The sequence below is a fragment of the Chryseobacterium oleae genome (genome assembly GCF_900115055.1).
Taxonomy (GTDB): Bacteria; Bacteroidota; Bacteroidia; order Flavobacteriales; family Weeksellaceae; genus Chryseobacterium; species Chryseobacterium oleae.
In genome coordinates this window covers 265,304-283,409 of sequence record NZ_FOVD01000007.1, presented here as the reverse complement: position 1 = coordinate 283,409, position 18,106 = coordinate 265,304, and the positions used below count along the sequence as shown (strand labels likewise).

At 37.3% G+C, this 18,106-nt stretch carries 18 protein-coding genes; 8 read left to right on the top strand and 10 right to left on the bottom strand.

Annotated elements, in window-relative coordinates; genetic code table 11:
* Window positions 1–471 precede the first annotated feature (471 nt).
* Window positions 472–633: a bacteriocin-like protein gene (locus BM143_RS24360; RefSeq protein ID WP_165571882.1), complete on the bottom strand. Its 162-nt coding sequence runs from the start codon at window positions 631–633 to the stop codon at window positions 472–474.
* Window positions 634–897: 264 nt separating this feature from the next.
* Here BM143_RS24360 and BM143_RS19885 point away from each other — a divergent pair, with 264 nt between their 5' ends.
* Window positions 898–1,170 carry a bacteriocin-like protein gene (locus tag BM143_RS19885; RefSeq protein WP_090026674.1) on the top strand — a complete coding sequence of 91 codons (273 nt, stop codon included), beginning with the start codon at window positions 898–900 and terminating at the stop codon, window positions 1,168–1,170.
* 179 nt (window positions 1,171–1,349) lie between these two features.
* Complete coding sequence (locus BM143_RS19880) at window positions 1,350–1,538, top strand: bacteriocin-like protein (protein WP_090026672.1); 189 nt, start codon at window positions 1,350–1,352, stop codon at window positions 1,536–1,538.
* Window positions 1,539–1,636: 98 nt separating this feature from the next.
* On the opposite strand, the gene BM143_RS19875 is transcribed toward BM143_RS19880, so the two are convergent.
* Complete coding sequence (locus tag BM143_RS19875) at window positions 1,637–2,587, bottom strand: isopenicillin N synthase family dioxygenase (RefSeq protein WP_072925790.1); 951 nt, start codon at window positions 2,585–2,587, stop codon at window positions 1,637–1,639.
* 84 nt (window positions 2,588–2,671) lie between these two features.
* Between BM143_RS19875 and menD the strand changes: the two genes are divergently transcribed.
* Entirely contained in the window at window positions 2,672–4,348 is a 1,677-nt protein-coding gene (gene menD, locus BM143_RS19870) for a 2-succinyl-5-enolpyruvyl-6-hydroxy-3-cyclohexene-1-carboxylic-acid synthase (protein WP_090026670.1), read from the top strand.
* Here menD and BM143_RS19865 read toward each other — a convergent pair.
* Both BM143_RS19865 and BM143_RS19860 read right to left on the bottom strand, forming a co-directional pair.
* Entirely contained in the window at window positions 4,345–4,971 is a 627-nt protein-coding gene (locus BM143_RS19865) for an aminotransferase class IV (RefSeq protein ID WP_047452811.1), read from the bottom strand. The two genes, menD and BM143_RS19865, sit on opposite strands and share 4 nt — an antisense overlap.
* Window positions 4,955–5,932 (bottom strand): aminodeoxychorismate synthase component I, encoded by a 978-nt coding sequence (locus tag BM143_RS19860; protein WP_090026669.1) that lies wholly within the window; start codon window positions 5,930–5,932, stop codon window positions 4,955–4,957. The genes BM143_RS19865 and BM143_RS19860 overlap by 17 nt, the downstream gene beginning before the upstream one ends.
* A 47-nt stretch (window positions 5,933–5,979) precedes the next feature.
* Here BM143_RS19860 and BM143_RS19855 point away from each other — a divergent pair, with 47 nt between their 5' ends.
* From BM143_RS19855 to BM143_RS19840, 4 genes are all read left to right on the top strand, one after another.
* Window positions 5,980–6,702: a hypothetical protein gene (locus BM143_RS19855; protein WP_090026667.1), complete on the top strand. Its 723-nt coding sequence runs from the start codon at window positions 5,980–5,982 to the stop codon at window positions 6,700–6,702.
* A gap of 73 nt (window positions 6,703–6,775) precedes the next feature.
* On the top strand, window positions 6,776–7,513 hold the full coding sequence (locus BM143_RS19850; RefSeq protein ID WP_034726827.1) for a beta-carotene 15,15'-monooxygenase: 738 nt from the start codon (window positions 6,776–6,778) through the stop codon (window positions 7,511–7,513).
* Between the two features lie 6 nt (window positions 7,514–7,519).
* Complete coding sequence (locus BM143_RS19845; RefSeq protein ID WP_090026665.1) at window positions 7,520–8,611, top strand: AI-2E family transporter; 1,092 nt, start codon at window positions 7,520–7,522, stop codon at window positions 8,609–8,611.
* Between the two features lies 1 nt (window position 8,612).
* Complete coding sequence (locus tag BM143_RS19840; protein ID WP_090026663.1) at window positions 8,613–8,843, top strand: DUF3820 family protein; 231 nt, start codon at window positions 8,613–8,615, stop codon at window positions 8,841–8,843.
* An 84-nt stretch (window positions 8,844–8,927) separates the two neighbouring features.
* Here the strand turns inward: BM143_RS19840 and BM143_RS19835 are convergent, their stop codons facing one another.
* The 6 genes from BM143_RS19835 to BM143_RS19810 form a co-directional block, all read right to left on the bottom strand.
* The gene (locus BM143_RS19835) at window positions 8,928–9,593 is read right to left on the bottom strand and encodes a hypothetical protein (RefSeq protein ID WP_090026661.1); all 666 of its coding nucleotides are present in this window, start codon (window positions 9,591–9,593) and stop codon (window positions 8,928–8,930) included.
* 19 nt (window positions 9,594–9,612) lie between these two features.
* Window positions 9,613–10,293, bottom strand: a complete 681-nt coding sequence (locus BM143_RS19830) for a hypothetical protein (RefSeq protein ID WP_139222080.1) — start codon at window positions 10,291–10,293, stop codon at window positions 9,613–9,615.
* 409 nt (window positions 10,294–10,702) lie between these two features.
* Window positions 10,703–11,434, bottom strand: a complete 732-nt coding sequence (locus tag BM143_RS19825) for a hypothetical protein (RefSeq protein ID WP_139222079.1) — start codon at window positions 11,432–11,434, stop codon at window positions 10,703–10,705.
* A 748-nt stretch (window positions 11,435–12,182) separates the two neighbouring features.
* Window positions 12,183–14,174, bottom strand: a complete 1,992-nt coding sequence (gene uvrB / locus BM143_RS19820) for an excinuclease ABC subunit UvrB (RefSeq protein WP_090026655.1) — start codon at window positions 14,172–14,174, stop codon at window positions 12,183–12,185.
* Between the two features lie 151 nt (window positions 14,175–14,325).
* Window positions 14,326–16,098 (bottom strand): M56 family metallopeptidase, encoded by a 1,773-nt coding sequence (locus BM143_RS19815; RefSeq protein WP_090026653.1) that lies wholly within the window; start codon window positions 16,096–16,098, stop codon window positions 14,326–14,328.
* 3 nt (window positions 16,099–16,101) lie between these two features.
* The gene (locus BM143_RS19810) at window positions 16,102–16,473 is read right to left on the bottom strand and encodes a BlaI/MecI/CopY family transcriptional regulator (RefSeq protein WP_090026651.1); all 372 of its coding nucleotides are present in this window, start codon (window positions 16,471–16,473) and stop codon (window positions 16,102–16,104) included.
* A 106-nt stretch (window positions 16,474–16,579) separates the two neighbouring features.
* On the opposite strand from BM143_RS19810, the gene BM143_RS19805 reads away from it, so the two are divergent.
* Complete coding sequence (locus BM143_RS19805) at window positions 16,580–17,797, top strand: PQQ-dependent sugar dehydrogenase (RefSeq protein ID WP_090026649.1); 1,218 nt, start codon at window positions 16,580–16,582, stop codon at window positions 17,795–17,797.
* Window positions 17,798–18,106: the final 309 nt, after the last annotated feature.

Below are 18,106 nucleotides of genomic sequence, written 5' to 3'. Positions count from 1 at the left end.
TACTACTACTACAGAACATCACTTATCATTCATCATTGATCCATAGATTTGCAATAAGCAATAAGCAATAAGCAATAAGCAATAAGCAATAAGCAATAAGCAATAAGCAATAAGCTTGTCTTCTATATTTTTCCTATATATTCAATATGAGCGGGCTTTAGCCCGCTTACACTGTATACCCAATACAATAGGCTTTAGCCGAAACTTAAACGAAACAATATTCCTTCCCTTATTTTCCGGTAACTATAAAAAGAATCTGCTTAATCTGAAAGATCTGCGCGAGATTGTATCCAATTAAAAGGGAAATTAACTTTAACATTTTAACTTCGTATTTATTGTATAACTTATTTTAGCTTTATTGATAGTACTCGAGCCTTATTAGGAGACTTTATACAGAGAATGGATAAAATTATAGATAAAAAAAAACCGCTCTAAAAGAGCGGTTTTCTTATTCTTTCTTATTTTTCGATCTTACATAGTGTTGTCCGGACATTTGAAGTCATCACTGCAAGTTGCGCAAACTACGGTACCGTTACAGTAATACATACAAAATTCAGGTTCAGGAAGTTTAATTGCTCCTGCACCGGAGATGCTTTTTAATTGACCTTTGTCTAGTTTTTTTAGATTTTTCATATTGTTTTAATTAAAAATTTGATAGTAAAGTAAAGATAATTAAAATATTTTTAAGTAAAATAAAATGTGGTAGGTTTTGCTATTAAATTTTATGGGATTATAAATATTAATCAACATAAATTTAAAATTGATGCATAAGATTTCATCATGTAGTGAATAAATTGGGTTAAATCTTTGGTTATTAATTAAAAATATTTAATTTTAGATCAATCAAAGCGGTATCCGAAAAGCTTATAGAGTAGGAAACATCAAAAACAAAGAACTATGAAAAATTTAAAAAAACTTTCTCGTGTAGATCAAAAGAAAATTTCTGCCGGAGACTTAACTCCATCATTCTGTTTTGAAGGGGAAGGGCCGGGAACTGGAGGATGTTCATCAGGACACATCTGCTCAGGCGGAAGATGTGTACCGTATGTAGACCCCGGAACTGGAGGAGGGGGGCCTGGACAGGGTGGTGATACCTATACATGTATTTGCCCATGGGGAACTGTTACGCAGACTACTCCATGTCCGGAGTTTTATTGTATAACGGGATAATTTTGGAAAGTAATGAAGCCTGAAGATAAAACAGAGAAGTTATAAAGAACAATTTTAAGCAACTTTATAGCTATTTCAATGGTTGAGTTGTCTAAACTTAAAATAACCATTAAAATAATAGCTTTTCAGTCTGTTTTACTCGTTTCCGATGTCTTCAGTAATTAATACAAACTATAACTATGAAGAATCTAAAGAAGATTGAAAGAAAAGACCTGAAAGAGATCAGTGGAGGATCAAGAAATTGTTTTGAAATTAGAGATACTTTCGAAGATCCCTGTGCAGAATTGAATAGTATGGGAACAGGATGCTACCGTTTTAACAGCTGTAGCCTTTCCTGTGAGAGAATGTCTTGCGGAATTGGTTTTTAACCAAGCTTCCACGATAAAAATAAAAGTCAATAATTAATCTGAAGGTATCAACACAAGGCTGATAACCGGAATACAGATTAATTATTGACTTGTTTATATTACTTTTTGATAAGTCCTAATTCAATAAGTCTTTCATGTAAAAATTCTCCCGCCGTTGTATCTTCGTATAACTTAGGATTGTTTTCGTCAACACAGTTTTCAAGAGCATTTAACGACATTCCGCTTACGGGATGCATAAAGAACGGGATTGAGTACCTTGAAGTCCCCCATAATTCTCTAGGCGGGTTAACTACTCTGTGAATGGTAGATTTCAATTTGTTGTTGGTATGTCTTGACAGCATATCTCCGACATTGATCACCAATTCATCCGGTTCTGCAATGGCATCGATCCAGTCTCCGTTGTGGTTCTGAACCTGTAAGCCTTTACCCTGAGATCCCATTAAAAGAGTAATCAGGTTAATGTCACCGTGAGCAGCAGCTCTTACTGCGTCATCTGGTTCCTGAGTGATGGGTGGATAGTGGATAGGTCTCAAAATAGAATTTCCTTCTGCGATTTTATCATCAAAATAAAATTCATCCAGACCAAGATAGATAGCCAAAGCTCTTAATACAGACTGACCTGTTTTTTCAAGCATCTGGTAGGCTTCTTTTCCTACTTCATTGAATTTTGGAAGTTCATCAACGATGACGTTGTCCGGATACTCTGATTTGTACTTTGAATCATCAGACACATACTGTCCGAAATGCCAAAATTCTTTTAAATCACCTTTTTTGAAACCTTTGGCGGTTTCTTTACCGAATCCTACGTAACCTCTCTGGCCACCGATTCCTGGAATTTCATACTTCTGCTTCGTTTCTACGGGTTGGTCAAAAAAGTTTTTAACCTCTCCATAGAGTTCATCTACTAGTTTGTCATCAAGAAAATGGCCTTTTAAGGCTACAAAACCAATTTCTTCATAAGCTTTTCCGATTTCATTTACAAATTTCTGTTTGCGTTCCGGGTTGTCCGAAAGGAAATCACGCAGGTCTACACTAGGTATTTTATCCATTTTTAGAAATTTACGAATTACAAAATTACATTTTTTTTGATTGAAATGATTTTAAAATAGGTATTTATCCGTTAAATTTGCTGTATGAAAAAATATTCTTCTAAGAGAAGTATTCAGATACTTGCCCATCTTCTTCAGCAGTACGGAATTTCAGACGTCATCATTTCCCCGGGATCCAGAAATGCACCCCTGGCAATTCATTTTTCAGAAATTGATGCCTTCAACTGTTATAGCATTGTAGATGAAAGAAGCGCAGCTTTTGTAGGAATTGGAATGGCTATAAGTGAAAAAAAACCGGTGGCAATAACTTGTACAAGTGGTTCTGCCGTGGCCAATTATTATCCTGCGGTAACTGAAGCTTTTTACCAGAATGTTCCGCTTTTAATCCTTACAGCCGACAGACCTACCGATTTTGTCGATATTTTTGACGGGCAGACGATCAGACAGAAAGATATTTTTCATCAGCATTCTTACGGTGACTTCCAGCTTATAGAAGACAGCAAAGAGAATGCGGAAGACATTAATTTTGACATTATTAAAAAAGCCATCGAGCTCTGCTTTGAAAAACAGGGACCGGTGCATATCAATATTCCTTTAGAAGAACCATTGTACGAGTTGGTTTCTGAACTTCCTTCTTTCCCGACTGTTGAAAAAACGATCAGACATAAGGAATACGAGATTCCGTCTAACTTAATTGCAGACTGGCATACTTCGCAAAGAATTATGCTTTTGGTCGGAACCAGAGACTACAGTCCGGAATTGGAAAATCAATTGACGCAACTGGTGAAAAATCATTCTGTGGTTGTATTGAGTGAAGCCAACTCCAATCTGTATCATGAAAAGTTTTTCAGACATATCGACCGTTATATCTTTAATTTTACGGAGGAAGATTATAAGACCTATGCTCCGGATCTTCTGATCACGGTAGGGCAGAACGTTGTTTCCAAGAAAGTAAAACAATTTCTGAGAAATGCACGCCCGAAACAACACTGGCACCTGGATGAAGTATGGCAGCCGGATACCTATTTTTCTCTGACGGAGAAAATCGAGGTGAAGCCGGAAGTTTTCTTCTCTAAACTTTTAAAGTTCATCAATCTTGAACCGAGACCTTATTTTAATCTTTGGGATGTTTTAAGGGATAAAAAAGATGCGAAACACGAATTATTTCTGAATAAAGCTGAATTTTCAGATTTTTATTTCTTTAATAAAGCTTCGCAAACCATTCCTGAAAACTATAATATCCATTTCAGTAATTCTTCAGCGATCAGATATGCACAGCTGTTTGATTTCGGAAAGAGAAAAATCTACTGCAACAGAGGAACCAGCGGGATAGACGGTTCTACCTCTACGGCGATGGGCTTTGCAATTAAAAACGCAAACCCCACACTGCTTATTACCGGAGATTTAGGCTTCTTCTATGATATCAACGGACTTTGGAACCAGTATATTCCACCATTCGTAAGAATCATCATTTTCAATAACGGGGAAGGAAATATCTTTAAGATTATTCCGGGGCCTGGAAATGCGAATCCAAATACGCTGGATGAATTTATCGCGACCAAACACCGAAAGCATGCTGAACATTTGGCCAAACATTTCGGATTCTCCTACATCAAAGTGGAAGATGAACCAACATTGGACAGGGTCCTTGAGAATTTCTTCAAGCCCGATCTGCAGCCGAAAATCCTGGAAGTAAATACCTACGGGAAAAACAGCGCAGATGTTCAGAAGGCCTACTTCGAATTTATGAAAGGAAATTAAAGATCCAGATATTCTTCATTCCCCGGCAGATTGTTAATTCTGTCGATCGGGTAAATAAACATATCATCAAAATCATTCAGGGCATTAATCAGTTGGAAATGAGAAAACTGCTTAATGTTCTGAAGGGTGATTTCTGTTTCTTTTATCTTCTTGTTTTTCAATAGGTTCTGTCTCTGTACTCCGTTCAGAAGGTAAGTATTCGGCGTGAACCAATCCTTACCTTTAAGGAAAAGAATGTTGGAAAAAGAAGTATCGGTAATATGATTGTTTTTGACAATAATGATTTCCTCCGCTTTAGATTTCATCTTCATTTTCTCCAGCTCCTTACGGTCCTCAAATTTGAAAGAATAGTCGAAGCTGTTGTTTTCCACCAGCTGAAAGCTCTGTATCTCAGGAATGGCGTACGGAATCATCTGGGTACGGATCCTTTTGTCAAGATCATAGGAAAGTCTCAGCTTAAACAGACCGTCTTCGTCATGCTCAAGGTTTTTAAAGATCTTTCCCAGATCAATAGACCCCTCCTTTCCGAAATGGGCAAATGTCTGGTTGACACGTTTTTGATGTAGATCTAAAAGGAAAATCTCCTTATCTTCTACTTTTATGCTTTCAATGAATTGGGACATAGATTTTATTTTTCATTTCCTGATATTCGTCTTCTAACCTGCTCATGTGTGTTATACCGCCACCGCTTTTGAAATAAAGCTTATCTCCTTCTTTTTCTATAAAGCGTATCATAACGCAACTGTCCAGGTTTTCACCATCAAACCAGCCGCATACTCCGGTATAATATCCTCTGTCGTATCCTTCTGCTTCTAAGATTATTTCCAGCGTTTTAGGCTTTGGAGCCCCAAGAATGGATCCGGCAGGAAGCAGTTTTTTCATCAGGCTTCCTATCCTTCCTGCAAATTCAGGTTTTATGGTTCCCGAAATTTCAGAACTCATCGCATACAGGTCTTTCTGTTGCGTTCTGATGAGATCTATATGCTGGAACTGATCCACTTTCACATCGTGAGCTACCATACTAAGATCGTTCCTCAAAAGATCAACCACCGTATAATGCTCTGCCTTTTCTTTTTTATCGTTTTTCAAAACTTCAGCCGCATTTTCCAAAGATGCATCAATAGTGCCTTTCATTGGATACGTTAAAATTTTGCCGTCTATAATCTTTACAAAAGTTTCAGGAGAAAAAAATACAAAAAAATCTTTAGAATACACTTTGTACTTCGCAATTGAATGATAAAAAATTTCATCAAGGCTTAAATTCGTCTGAATTTCCGTTTTTCGGGTATAATTGGTAAGATAAGAATTTCCGAGGCGAATATTTTTCTGTACTTTTTCAAATCCTTCTTTAAAAATTTCAAGGGATTCTGGCAAGGGATTCCACTCAATTTTTTTATTGAGAACGTGTTCCTGTTTTGAGTTTGAAAAGCTTTGGAAATCAATCAACAAGCCTGATTTTTCAATCTCACTTTCTGGATAGACTTCTACATTTTCCGCAAGGAAATCGATCATGAAAAAGAACGGTACCTTCTGAAGGGAAAGTTCGTCCATTTCCAGAAATTTTTGATGATTCATTGAAAACATCCTGCAAAAATAATTAATGATGATTACTTTTGTGTAAAATTTTTTTGATGCAGAGTAAATATCCACAGAAACCGGGAATAGATTTTATATTGAAGCAGGCTTTTTTCTACTGGAACAAGACACTTTTCTTTCAGTTAGTATTTTCAATCTTTTATTTTGGAATTTTTTTCACCGTGCTTTTCTTCTTTGATGGGAGGTATGGAATTTTAGGGCAGTATGCAGAAGCTGCAAAATATGCAAAAGACGGTTTGGAAGCCTATTCTGCACAGGTTATAAAAATGCAGTCTACTCCGGGATTTCAATATTTTTCATGGGCAATTATGGGGACATCCATCTTCCTTTATCCTCTGAACATAGGTTTTTTCCAGATTTACAGAAAAATTGATCTGAATGAAAAACTGGAATTGGGAGATCTTCTTGTAGGCTACAATGGATTTAATTTTTTCAAATACATCGGCTATTATATTTTCTGGTCATTTGTTTATTTGTACACCCTTCAGACAATCATTCTCGCTATAGTCTGGGTTTTTGTGACTGTGTTTGTGGCTCCGCTTATGTTTTTTAACAATAAAAGGATTTTTGAAGCCATTTCTTTGAGTGTTCAGGCCTTGAGAAGATATTTCCTGGAAATATTGGTATGCACTATAGTGGCTGTTTTCTTTAAATATATCGGTTTCACCTTATTTTTTGTAGGCGGTCTGTTTACATTTCCTTTCTGGAACGCTATGATTTATTCTTTGTACAAAACAGTTTTCTCTGAAAAAAGCTAAATTTTAAAAAGGTTTAATTATGTTTTTCTGCCAAAAAAAGTTAATTTTGGTAAAAATCATTAAATATTAAACTATGTCAGAATTTAACGAATTTGACCAACAAGGGTCCGTTCCAAACAGAGATACGGGATCCATCATTTCGCATTCCTTTGAAATGTTTAAAGGAGTTTTCCTTTACGGAATCGTAGCGATGGTAATTTACATGATAGCAGGTTTTGCGATCCAGTTTCTTACCGGGTTCAATTCTGCTTCCATGATGGAGGAGATGAAAGATGCCGGCGGAGATTATTCCAACTTCAGTTACTGGAATGTTCCTGGGTTTTCATTGTATCTTTCCTTATCAGGTTTACTGGGTCTTTTGCTGGCTCCTTTGTATGTAGGTTTGATCTACATTGTTAATAAGTACAATACCAAAAGCCAGATCGATTTTGCTGATCTATTCATCGGATACAAGCAGAATTTTGTGAATATTCTGATCTATGCTGTTATTTCAGGGATTATTTCTACGGTTGCGATGTCATTGTGTTTCTTCCCTATTATTTTTGTTTATCCATTTCTTTTACTGGGTTATCCCATCTTATTATTTGAAAACGCATCAGCAACTGAAGCTTTAGGGAAGTCTTTCAATATTGCCAAAGAAAATTATGGAACGTTTCTTGGAGTGACAGTATTGGGAGCACTAATCTCCTTTGCAGGAATTATTCTGTGTGGTATCGGTATTCTTGTAACCGCTCCATTCATGATGATTGTGATGTATTCTGCATACTGTGCTTTTTTAGGAAAGCCAAGACAGATTGAATTTAAAAAATAATTATAAATGATAAATAAGGATAAACAGATAAGCAGCGTTGCGATAAAACAGGTCGCTCTGCTGGCCATTATTTTGGTTCTGGCCGGGTTGATCTGCTTTAACCTTTCGCTATTCATACCGTCGGTGCTTGGGGCTATCACCATTTATGTGGTCTGCAGAAGATACAATTTCTACCTGCAGGAACAGAGAAAGTGGAAACCCTGGCTTTCAGCGCTTGTGCTGATGCTGGCGAGTCTTGTTATCCTTATTCTTCCTATCTACTTTATTGCTGATCTTCTGATCGAGAAATTAGGAAATGCCCAGGCGTACATGGCTAAATTCAATGTATTTCTGGATAAAATTCATTCCTATGTTTATTCAAAGACAAATTTTGATTTTCTCAGCAAAGAAAATATGGATAAACTAAAAAGTTCTGCCGGAAGAGTTTCCACATCAGCGCTAAGCGGGACATTCAATACCCTTACAGTGGTGATGTCCATGTATTTTATCCTTTATTTTATGCTGGCCAGTCCGAGGCTGTTTGAGAGAATTCTGAGTTCATCTGCACCTTTGAAAAGAGCGAATATTTCTTTGATCGGCGAAAAACTTAGAAAACTGATTATGGCCAATGCCATTGGGATTCCCGTAGTAGCATTAGGGCAGGGGATTGTAGCGCTTATAGGATACTTCATCTTTGGAGCACCCAGCGCGGTTCTTCTTTTTGCTTTAACGGCTGCTGCTTCCATGGTTCCGGTTGTGGGGGCGGCTATTGTTTATGTGCCGGTCTGTATCTTTATGATTGCAGAAGGGAATACAGGCCAGGGACTTGGTCTTGCAGCTTACTGTTTGATCGTTGTAGGTCTTACGGATAATCTGCTTCGTTTTACACTCCTGAAAAAACTGGAAAATATCCATCCGCTGAATACCGTATTCGGAATTATCATGGGGATGAATTTATTTGGTTTTATGGGGCTTATCTTTGGACCGATCCTGATTTCGTTTACCTTACTGCTTATTCAGGTTTACAGAAATGAATTTTCAGATGAAGATACGCCGCCAGAGCTTGAACTGCCGGATAAAGATAATGATCAGGGAAATAAAGTTAATTTAATCGTATAAAGTGGAAGGAGTCAATTCAGAAATACTAAAAGAGATCTGCATCATGAAGATGCCTTTCGGAAAATACAAGGGAACAGTGCTTGCTGATTTACCTGTCAGCTATCTTGAATGGTTCAACAGGAAAGGAATGCCCCCGGGAAAATTGGGAATGCAGCTGGCCACGGTGTATGAAATTAAACTGAACGGTCTGATGGAACTTCTGATTCCGATCAGAGCTTCAGTAAAAAAATAAAATTACAATTCGCGTTTGATAGAGATCAAACGCGAATTTTTTTTATGGCTTGTCTTAAATGATTCCAAATTTTGGAATCATCATTTAATTTGTTCTTACATCTGCAGCTACATATTTTTTCTTAATAAATAAAACATCTACAAATTGGGTTTCATTAAAAAAAGATATATCCCCGAGGATACGCCAGGTTCCGGATGATGCCCCTTGAGCCCTCAATCTGAAGCCAAATTGATATTCGGTACGAAAAATAGATGATACTGGGATATTGTTTACATCTGTCACAAGTGTGGTCATCCATCCGGAAATAATGGCTTCCCAGCTGGAAACAGACATACCGGTATCAAACCCCAAATTACCACCTTGACCAGATGCCCAGTCTCCAATAGTAAATCTTTTGATCACCATCATCGAAGTAGAGGCATCTAAAGAATTAAAACCGGAAGGGGTCGTATTATTAGGAACCACATCTGAGAAGGTAGTGCGACCAACAACACCATCGTTATTCATAAGTAAAGGAGTGGCTGCCGTAAAGGTCTGAGTGGGAGATGTGCGGGAATGGGTATCTGTTCCTGTGGTATAGATGGAGTTAGCTACGCCTGTGTTGGGCAAAGATCTTATCCTTAACGTACCTTTTACATCGAGATTTTCTGTTGGGGTATTGGTGTCAACCCCCGCTTTTCCCGTTTGTGCAGCTAGCAGATTGGTGGATCCTGCAAATAAAATAGAGAATAAAAGTTTTAAATGTTTCATTTCGTGATATTTTACAGCATTAGTTTGTTCTTGTTTCTGTAGCTACATTCTTTTTACTGATAAAGAGAACATCTACAATTTGTGCTTCGTTGACGGTTGCAATGTCGCCGATGATGCGCCAGGTAGCTGCTCCTCCGGTTTGCGCTCTCATTCTGAACCCAAACTGATTAGGTGTTCCAAAAATTTGACTGGCTGAAGATGCAGTAGAATTATTGGTAAACGTACTCATCCAACCGGATAAAATCGCTTCCCAGTTGGCAACCGACATGCCTGTGTCGAATCCTAAATTACCGTTTTGTCCTGAAGCCCAATCTCCAATCGTAAACCTCTTGATCACTAACATGGCTCCGGAGGTGTTTGTCGTGTTAAAATTAGGAGCGGTATTATTAGGAACCAGATTTGAAAAAGTAGTGGTTCCTAAAACCCCGTTGGTGTTGATCATTAAGGGAGTGGTTCCTGTAAATGTCTGGGTTGGTGTTGCCCCGGAATGAGCGTCTGTACCTGTCGTATAGATCGAGTTAGCTGTACCGGTATTCGGTAAACTTCTTACTCTTAAAGTACCTTTGACATCGAGGATTTCAGTAGGTGTTGTCGTGTTAATCCCTACCTTTCCTGTCTGAGCAAAAACTGAGTTTCCTATGACGATCAATAAGATATTCGGAAACAAATAAAATGGAGATGTACGATGTGATTTTTTCATAAAATTGTGTTATAAGACGTTGAACTCTATTGCTGTATGGTGAGAAATATTTCACCCGAACAAACTTATAAAGTTTACAGAATTTTTCAAATTTATAATTGAGAATTCACCAATTACACCCTATGAAAGATGTATTGCCCGCTTTTTTATTTAAATTTTATGTAGAAAAAAAGCATTAATAAAAAATTATGTGTAAATCAGTTTTATATCACTATTGTTTGATTTATTTAAAGTATAATAGCATAATGAGTCTATTTTAGGGCCGCTTTAAAAATATCAATGAACAGGACTTGGGAATCTTCATCTTATCTATCCGGAATGGAAGGCTTGCTTGGGAAGATGATGAATGTATTGATGACCGTTGTCAGATTTGTTTTTTTCTTAAATTTTAAGGAAATAGGTTGATATTCTAAGGCTTGATTGCAAGCAATGTATTTAACAGAAATGTGCCTGCCCATGCATTATAAAAATGATCAGTTCTGGCAATAGTAACGGTAAGCCTTGATTTTCCTGCAACAGTTTGTAACGAGATAAAAGAGGCAACAAATACATCCGGAAACCCGGCGTTATTACCCGCTGTTAGTAGGGCGAAAATATTGCTGGCGTTTCCGAATGCTGGACCTTCATATTCATAAACTATTGTCATTTTTGCAGGAGCAGTAGAAGATGAATTAAATGATGTTTTTTGTACAACCCACCAGTTATCTGAATCATAGGCGGTATTGGAATGGTTATTAAAATCTGCCGTAAACTGATTATGCGGTGGGATTTTTAATTGAAAGCTTTGTAATGATACATTGGAAGCTTTTGTAGTGCCTAATGTTCCATCTGCCTTCATTACTACAGCACTGGGAAAATCTATTACATTGCTCCCATTAAGAGGCTCTCGAACCCTGATATTACCCTGTACATCAATTTTTTCCGTGGGCGCATTAATCCCTACCCCTACATTCCCTGAAGAAGTTACAATAACGTCATTCAACTGCTGAGCGGTAGTAGGTGGCGTTACAACAGTAGAGGGATTGTCTTTTGCTGCGTCTACGTGAAAAACTCCCTGCGGTCTAGCGGTGTTAATTCCTACCTGACAGTAGGCTATACCCGATAACATAGCGATGAATAAGGTAAAAACGTTTTTTTTCATAATATTGCTTTTTGATGATGCCTTGAATGTCTTTTATATTGTGAAGTTATTTCACCGTAGCAAACCTATAGAGTTTGTCATATTTTTCAAATTTAAAATTGTTAATTCATCAATTTTGCCTTTAAAAAGGGTGTAATAAGCTTTTTGAATTTAAATTTTATAGTCAAAAAAAGCATAGATAAAAAATTATATATAAAAATTTATTACATCACTTTGTATTGATTTATTTTAGTATTTGAAAAAATAATGATACTATTTTATAATATCTTTAAAAATACTCATCAGCAGTACTTGCTGATCAACTGGAAACACAGCTAACCCATATTTAAAATGGCTAATTTGTCAATTCGCACTTTGAATTGTTATTTTAGATTGAAGCTTTATTATAAAATGAAAATGAATAAAAAAATAAGGGTGGATAATTATCACCTATTACATGAAATTGAATGGCTTTAACTTCTTTTGACGCAGAAACTGAGTTTTTGTGAATAGTTGAACATATATGTTTAGGGGCGGCATCTTCGATGCCGCCCCTAAACTGTTTTTAATAATGTAAGAATTCCGAAGCTGGAAGAGAGAAGCTATCCCAGTCCCAAGAGAAATTTGCAGTTTAGTTTTATTAATTTTTTTTAATCAATTTAACTGCTAGAGCCAGTTGTGAATTGTGCTACGCAAGTGAAGAGTGAAAACCCTTTAACTCCAAAATAACTCATCATTTATAACTCATAAATTCTCAAAATTCTCAAACTTATTCTCTCAGCGCTGCAATCTCATCTCTCAGCTTGGCTGCTTTTATAAAGTCAAGATTTTTAGCTGCTGCTTCCATTTCTTTCTGCTTCACAACGATCATTTTTTCAATGTCTGCATCTCCATAGTTAGCTTTGGTTTCGGCTGCTTTCTGAAGGATCTCTTTTTGGGTATATTTTGGATCAGGGAAATCCTTGCTTCTTCCTACAAGATTTTCAGAAATCTTTTTATTTAAAGCGGTAGGAACCTTATTATGGTCTGTGTTATACTTGATTTGCTTTTCACGACGGTAGTTGGTTTCGTCTATCGTCGCCTGCATCGATTTTGTCATTTTATCAGCATATAAAATAGCTTTCCCGTTAAGGTTTCTTGCAGCACGACCCACCGTCTGAATCATTGATCTTCTGCTTCTTAGCATTCCTTCTTTATCTGCATCTAATATGGCCACCAAAGAAACTTCAGGTAGATCCAGACCTTCTCTCAATAAATTGACCCCAATCAATACGTCGAAAAGACCCACACGCAGATCGTGCATAATCTGGATACGCTCCAGTGTTTCTACATCCGAGTGGATATATCTCGTCCTTATCCCAAATTTCATAAAGTATTTGGTCAGCTCCTCAGCCATTTTTTTCGTTAGAGTTGTTACCAGAACCCTTTCGTCTAAATCTGCTCTTTTCCGGATCTCTTCCATCAAATCATCGATCTGGTTTAAGCTGGGTCTCACCTCAATGACAGGATCCAGAAGACCAGTGGGACGAATAATCTGTTCTATATACTCTCCGCCGGTTTTCTCCAGTTCATAATCAGCGGGCGTTGCAGAAACATAAATAACCTGATTTTGAATAGATTCATATTCTTCAAATTTCAATGGTCTGTTGTCCATTGCAGCAGGAAGTCGGAATCCATATTCTACCAAAGCTTCTTTTCGGCTTCTATCGCCACCATACATCGCATGTACCTGAGGTACTGTAACATGACTTTCGTCAATAATCATTAAATAATCTTTTGGAAAATAATCCAATAGACAGAACGGTCTTGACCCGGGAAGCCGGCCATCTAAGTAACGTGAATAATTTTCAATTCCGGAGCAATATCCAAGCTCTTTGATCATTTCCAGATCGAGCTCAGTTCTTTCTTGTAATCTTTTAGCTTCCAGTGGTTTTCCTATCTCGCTAAAGAAATCTACCTGCTTTACCATGTCATCCTGAATGTTTTTTATGGCGCCATTCAATGTTTCTTTTGACGTAACAAAAAGGTTAGCAGGATAGATCTGAATTTGGTCAAAATTAGCCGTTACATTTCCCGAAACCGGATCAAAACTCTGAATTTTTTCAATCTCATCACCATAAAACTGAATCCTCACCGCATTATCTGCATAGGCAGGAAATACATCGATCACATCTCCCTTTACCCGGAATGTACCTCTTTGAAAGTCGCTTAAGGTTCTTGAATACAAAGCATTAACTAAAGAGTGAAGAAAAGCGGTTCTCGTTACCTTCTCTCCGGTAGAAATTGATATTAATGATTTGTGAAATTCTGCAGGGTTTCCCACACCATAAATACAGGATACGGAGGCAACAATTAAAACGTCCCGTCTTCCGGACAGTAAACTTGCAATGGCAGAAAGACGCAGTTTCTCAACCTCCTCGTTGATGCTCAGATCTTTTTCGATATAGGTTCCGGTGGTGGCAATGTATGCTTCCGGTTGGTAGTAGTCGTAATAACTTACAAAATATTCTACGGCATTATCAGGAAAGAATTCTTTAAATTCCATGAAAAGCTGTGCAGCCAATGTCTTGTTGTGAGCCATGACAATCGTTGGTCTTTGCACATTTTGCACAAGGTTGGCAACGGTAAAAGTTTTCCCGGACCCTGTTACACCCAGCAGGGTTTGATACTTCTCACCAATTTCTATTCCTTTGGTAAGTTTTTCGATCGCTTGGGGCTGGTCGCCGGTAGGTTTATATTCTGATTGAAGATTAAAGTTCATAGGAAATGATGTATACAACAAAAATACGAAAGAAATTTTTAGCCTTCATAAAGTATTTGAAGATGACTATTTTGATAGTAAAATTTTCACTTGTTTGGAATGTATACAACATAAAAAGAGCGCTGAATAATTGCGCTCTTATAAATTGATTTTACTCAAAAGTCATGGTTGCCGGAAGTTTGTAGATGGAAGCTACTGCCTTTCCGTCTTTAGTGGCGGGCTTCCATACGGTTTCATTGTTGATGAGTTCAGCGGTTTTGATAATTTCGTTGGTAAATATCTCATTATTTCCTGATCCTGTTACCTTTGTTCCTTTTCCGTTTTCGTCAATATGAATATAAACCGTTGAACTGAGTGTTCCATTTTTAGAACTGAACTGGCTTGTGTCTACTGTCATACCTATTTTTTTTCTTAAAGCGGCTTTTCCGCCCGGATATTCTGCTTCAGTAGTATTTTGATTGGTGTTGGTGCTGATATTTGTGTTTTTACCTTCATTGTTATCTGTCTGTGTTGTTTCTTTAAGAGGAATGGCATCTGTGATCTCTTTGATGCTTTCCTTTTTAATTCCCATGGCCGTATGAGGTTTTTCTTCCTTCTTTTTTTCGAAATAATCATGGGTCATTAGACTCACCTGATAGGGTTGCGGATTTTTTGCTGTTCTTGCGTTCTTACCAACTCCACTAATGATAATACTGGCAAAGTCAGATGTTTTGTAGTTGTTCAGACTGCTGTTATCTACCTTTTTAGAATCAATCCACACCGCATAATTGCTTTTATCCAGGAATGATTTCAGTTCATTTTCAGTAGGAACTCTTTTTATTAAATCAGGAGTATTGAAGAAGGTGATTTTCTGCTCACGCTTTTGTGCATCGGTCAATTGGGAGTAAAGCTCTTCAAGTCTTTTCTTATCATTATCAGAGATCTTTTTAGAGAATTCTGCATATTTCCCACTGTTTAAAAGTTCTGAATATTTGCTTAAAATACTTCTGAACTCCTTATAAGGATCTGTTGTTAATGAATGGTCTGTTGCTATACTGCTTACTTTTTGAGTTTCTGCTGTCGAAACAGGATCCATAACATACGTTCGCTCTGCGAATAAAGCTGCAGCTGCAACAAGAGCTGTAAGGCCGGCTGCTTTTTTCAATACAATGAATTTAGATTTTTTTGCGGTCATCATAATAAATCGTTTTTTGGTGTTGTTAAAATTAAATGAATGGGTTAGGTGTAAACTTTGTCCGGCTATAATCTCCTCAAGGATTAAGCTTTGATAATCTTTTACGCTGTATCTGCTTTTCAGAACAGCTTCATCTGCCAGAAATTCATGGTTGGTGATAATCGCTTTTTTATAAAGAAATAAAACAGGATTGAACCAAGTGAAAATCTTTAAGATGTCCATTAAGATTAGATCGATACTGTGCTTTTGATCCAGATGGCTCTTCTCGTGAAGAAAAATTCTAGGATCGATTGTATTATTTTTTATATAATCTTCGCCCAAATAAATCGTATTCCAGAAGCTGAAAGGCGCAAGATTTTCTTTCGTTATAACTACTCTGTGATTCTGATACAGATGTTTTTCCCCTTGCAATTTTTTAACTGCACGAATGGATAGTATACTTTTTATCAGGAAAAAAAGTGTGACAATTCCGTATATGATCCACATTACATTCATCCAGTCAAAACTCTCCTGCACCGGCTGTGTGTACATAATCTGCTGGGCCGTTTCTTCAAAGATGATCTCAGGCTTATTCTCCGGTTTGGGCTGTTGTACAGTGATCGATATAAACGGAATCACATAAGAAAGAACCAGGGAAGACAGTAAATAGAACCTGTTGAACCGATACATTTTCTCCCTTTCCAAAAGCAGATAATATACAGCAATGAATACGGAAGAACACAGAATGATTTTTAGAATAATGGTCAGCATTTTTTATTCTTTTATCTGTTCGTCTATAATATCACGGAGTTCTTTCAGCTGCTTTTGACTGAATTTTGCATTGGAAGTAAAAAACGAAGCGAACTGAGTCACTGAGCTGTTGAAAAAGCGGTCAATCATGGAGGTCATCTCCTCGTTGAAATATTCCCCTTTTTCTACTTTCGGATAGTATTCGCGGGAATTTCCATACAGTTTGTATCCTACCAGGTCTTTATTCTGCATTCTTTTCAGCAGCGTGGCGACGGTAGTTGCGGCAGGCCTGGGTTCCGGATAAGCATCAAGAATATCTTTCATGAAAACATGTTTCTTTTCCCAAAGGATTTCCATAAGATTTTTCTCGGAACCGGTTAATTTTATGTCTTTCATTCTACAATGTTGTAATTTGTTCTACAAATGTAGAATAAAAATTTATACTCACAAATTTTTATGGCATTATTTTTCTATTTATCTTTTGACCACTAATCACAACCCTATGAAATTCAATCATTTTTACGTACCGGCGCTCAGTGTTTTTTTGTTTTTATCTTCGTGCAATAAGAACAGTGCCAGCGCCCAGAAGACAGGAAACGACGGCAGTGTGGAAACTGAAAAACCGAATACTGATTACCAGCCGGCTTTTAAAGGACAGACCCGGATTAAAGCCGTAAAAACAACAGCTGCCTATAAAGTGGAGGTACTGAATAAAGATCTGGGAAGACCCTGGGGAATTATCAACCTTCCGGATGGCAAGTTTCTGATAACCGATAAAAACGGACATATGAACGTCGTTTCAACAGACGGAAAACAGGTTTCTAAAATCGAAGGGTTTCCAAAAGTAGATGCAAAAGGACAAGGGGGAATGCTGGATGTTGCCCTGGATCCGGATTTTAAATCCAATAATATCATTTATTTCAGTTTCTCAGAACCTTTCGGAGAAGGAAATCTGACTTCGGTGGCCAAAGGAAAACTTTCGGCAGACCTGAAAAATATTTCGGAAGTGAAAGTTATTTTCCGTGCAGAGCCTTCCTATGATGGAGATAAGCACTATGGAAGCAGGCTTGTTTTTGACAAAGACGGTAACTTATTTGTAAGTACGGGGGAAAGGTCTGACAAGGAAACCCGGGTTTATGCCCAGAAAACAGATAATTATTTAGGGAAAATCTTGAAAATTACCAAAGACGGAAAACCTGCTCCCGGAAATCCGTTCATCGGGAAACAGGGATATAAACCCGAAATCTATGCATACGGGATAAGAAGTCCACAGGGATTGGCTATAGATCCGAACGGAACACTTTGGGACGTGGAAATGGGGCCAAGAGGCGGAGATGAAATCAATCTGATACAACCCGGAAAGAATTACGGTTGGGGAGACGTAACCTATGGAATTGAATATTCCGGAGCAAAAGTAGGAAGCGGAATCACTCAAAAAGCAGGAACAGAACAGCCTGTTTATTACTGGGATCCTGTAATTTCTCCAAGTGGAGTTACGTTTTACACAGGAAATATAGAAGAATGGAAAGGAAACCTAATCATTGGATGTCTGAGTGGAGAACACATTAACAGAATCGTGATGAAGGATAATAAAGTAGTAGGTGAGGAACGTCTTCTTGCTGATCAGAAGGAACGTTTCAGAGATGTTCTGGATGGAATGGATGGTAATCTTTACGCCGTAACCGATAGCGGAAAACTATATAAAATTTCTAAAAAATAGAAAAGAGACTGTATCAAAAGAACGTTTCATTGAATCAATGATTTGAAAAATTCTTTGCGTTAAAAAATTATACTTACTATTATATCCAATAGGGGACACAAAGCGAGATAGAATTTTTTAACGCAAAGTTTAAAGGCAATATACACTAGTTTTAAGGAAGAAAAAGAGATGTGGCTGCGTCACTGAATTAGCGAACGTTTTATCCGTACGCTTCATCGAATCAATTTTAATTGATTCTTTCCTTTGCATTCCTAAAATATAGAGCATGATATTCAAACTTTGCGTAAAAATCAACTACGCTTTTGATAT

Coding starts and splice junctions, on each gene's coding strand:
- BM143_RS19835 (WP_090026661.1), bottom strand. CDS start 9,593: ATGAAACATTTAAAACTTTTATTCTCTATTTTATTTGCAGGATCCACC.
- BM143_RS19865 (WP_047452811.1), bottom strand. CDS start 4,971: ATGTCCCAATTCATTGAAAGCATAAAAGTAGAAGATAAGGAGATTTTC.
- BM143_RS19830 (WP_139222080.1), bottom strand. CDS start 10,293: ATGAAAAAATCACATCGTACATCTCCATTTTATTTGTTTCCGAATATC.
- BM143_RS19885 (WP_090026674.1), top strand. CDS start 898: ATGAAAAATTTAAAAAAACTTTCTCGTGTAGATCAAAAGAAAATTTCT.
- BM143_RS19810 (WP_090026651.1), bottom strand. CDS start 16,473: ATGAAAGACATAAAATTAACCGGTTCCGAGAAAAATCTTATGGAAATC.
- BM143_RS19825 (WP_139222079.1), bottom strand. CDS start 11,434: ATGAAAAAAAACGTTTTTACCTTATTCATCGCTATGTTATCGGGTATA.
- BM143_RS19860 (WP_090026669.1), bottom strand. CDS start 5,932: ATGTTTTCAATGAATCATCAAAAATTTCTGGAAATGGACGAACTTTCC.
- BM143_RS19845 (WP_090026665.1), top strand. CDS start 7,520: ATGATAAATAAGGATAAACAGATAAGCAGCGTTGCGATAAAACAGGTC.
- BM143_RS19875 (WP_072925790.1), bottom strand. CDS start 2,587: ATGGATAAAATACCTAGTGTAGACCTGCGTGATTTCCTTTCGGACAAC.
- BM143_RS19815 (WP_090026653.1), bottom strand. CDS start 16,098: ATGCTGACCATTATTCTAAAAATCATTCTGTGTTCTTCCGTATTCATT.
- BM143_RS19855 (WP_090026667.1), top strand. CDS start 5,980: ATGCAGAGTAAATATCCACAGAAACCGGGAATAGATTTTATATTGAAG.
- menD (WP_090026670.1), top strand. CDS start 2,672: ATGAAAAAATATTCTTCTAAGAGAAGTATTCAGATACTTGCCCATCTT.
- BM143_RS19850 (WP_034726827.1), top strand. CDS start 6,776: ATGTCAGAATTTAACGAATTTGACCAACAAGGGTCCGTTCCAAACAGA.
- BM143_RS19805 (WP_090026649.1), top strand. CDS start 16,580: ATGAAATTCAATCATTTTTACGTACCGGCGCTCAGTGTTTTTTTGTTT.
- BM143_RS19880 (WP_090026672.1), top strand. CDS start 1,350: ATGAAGAATCTAAAGAAGATTGAAAGAAAAGACCTGAAAGAGATCAGT.
- BM143_RS24360 (WP_165571882.1), bottom strand. CDS start 633: ATGAAAAATCTAAAAAAACTAGACAAAGGTCAATTAAAAAGCATCTCC.
- uvrB (WP_090026655.1), bottom strand. CDS start 14,174: ATGAACTTTAATCTTCAATCAGAATATAAACCTACCGGCGACCAGCCC.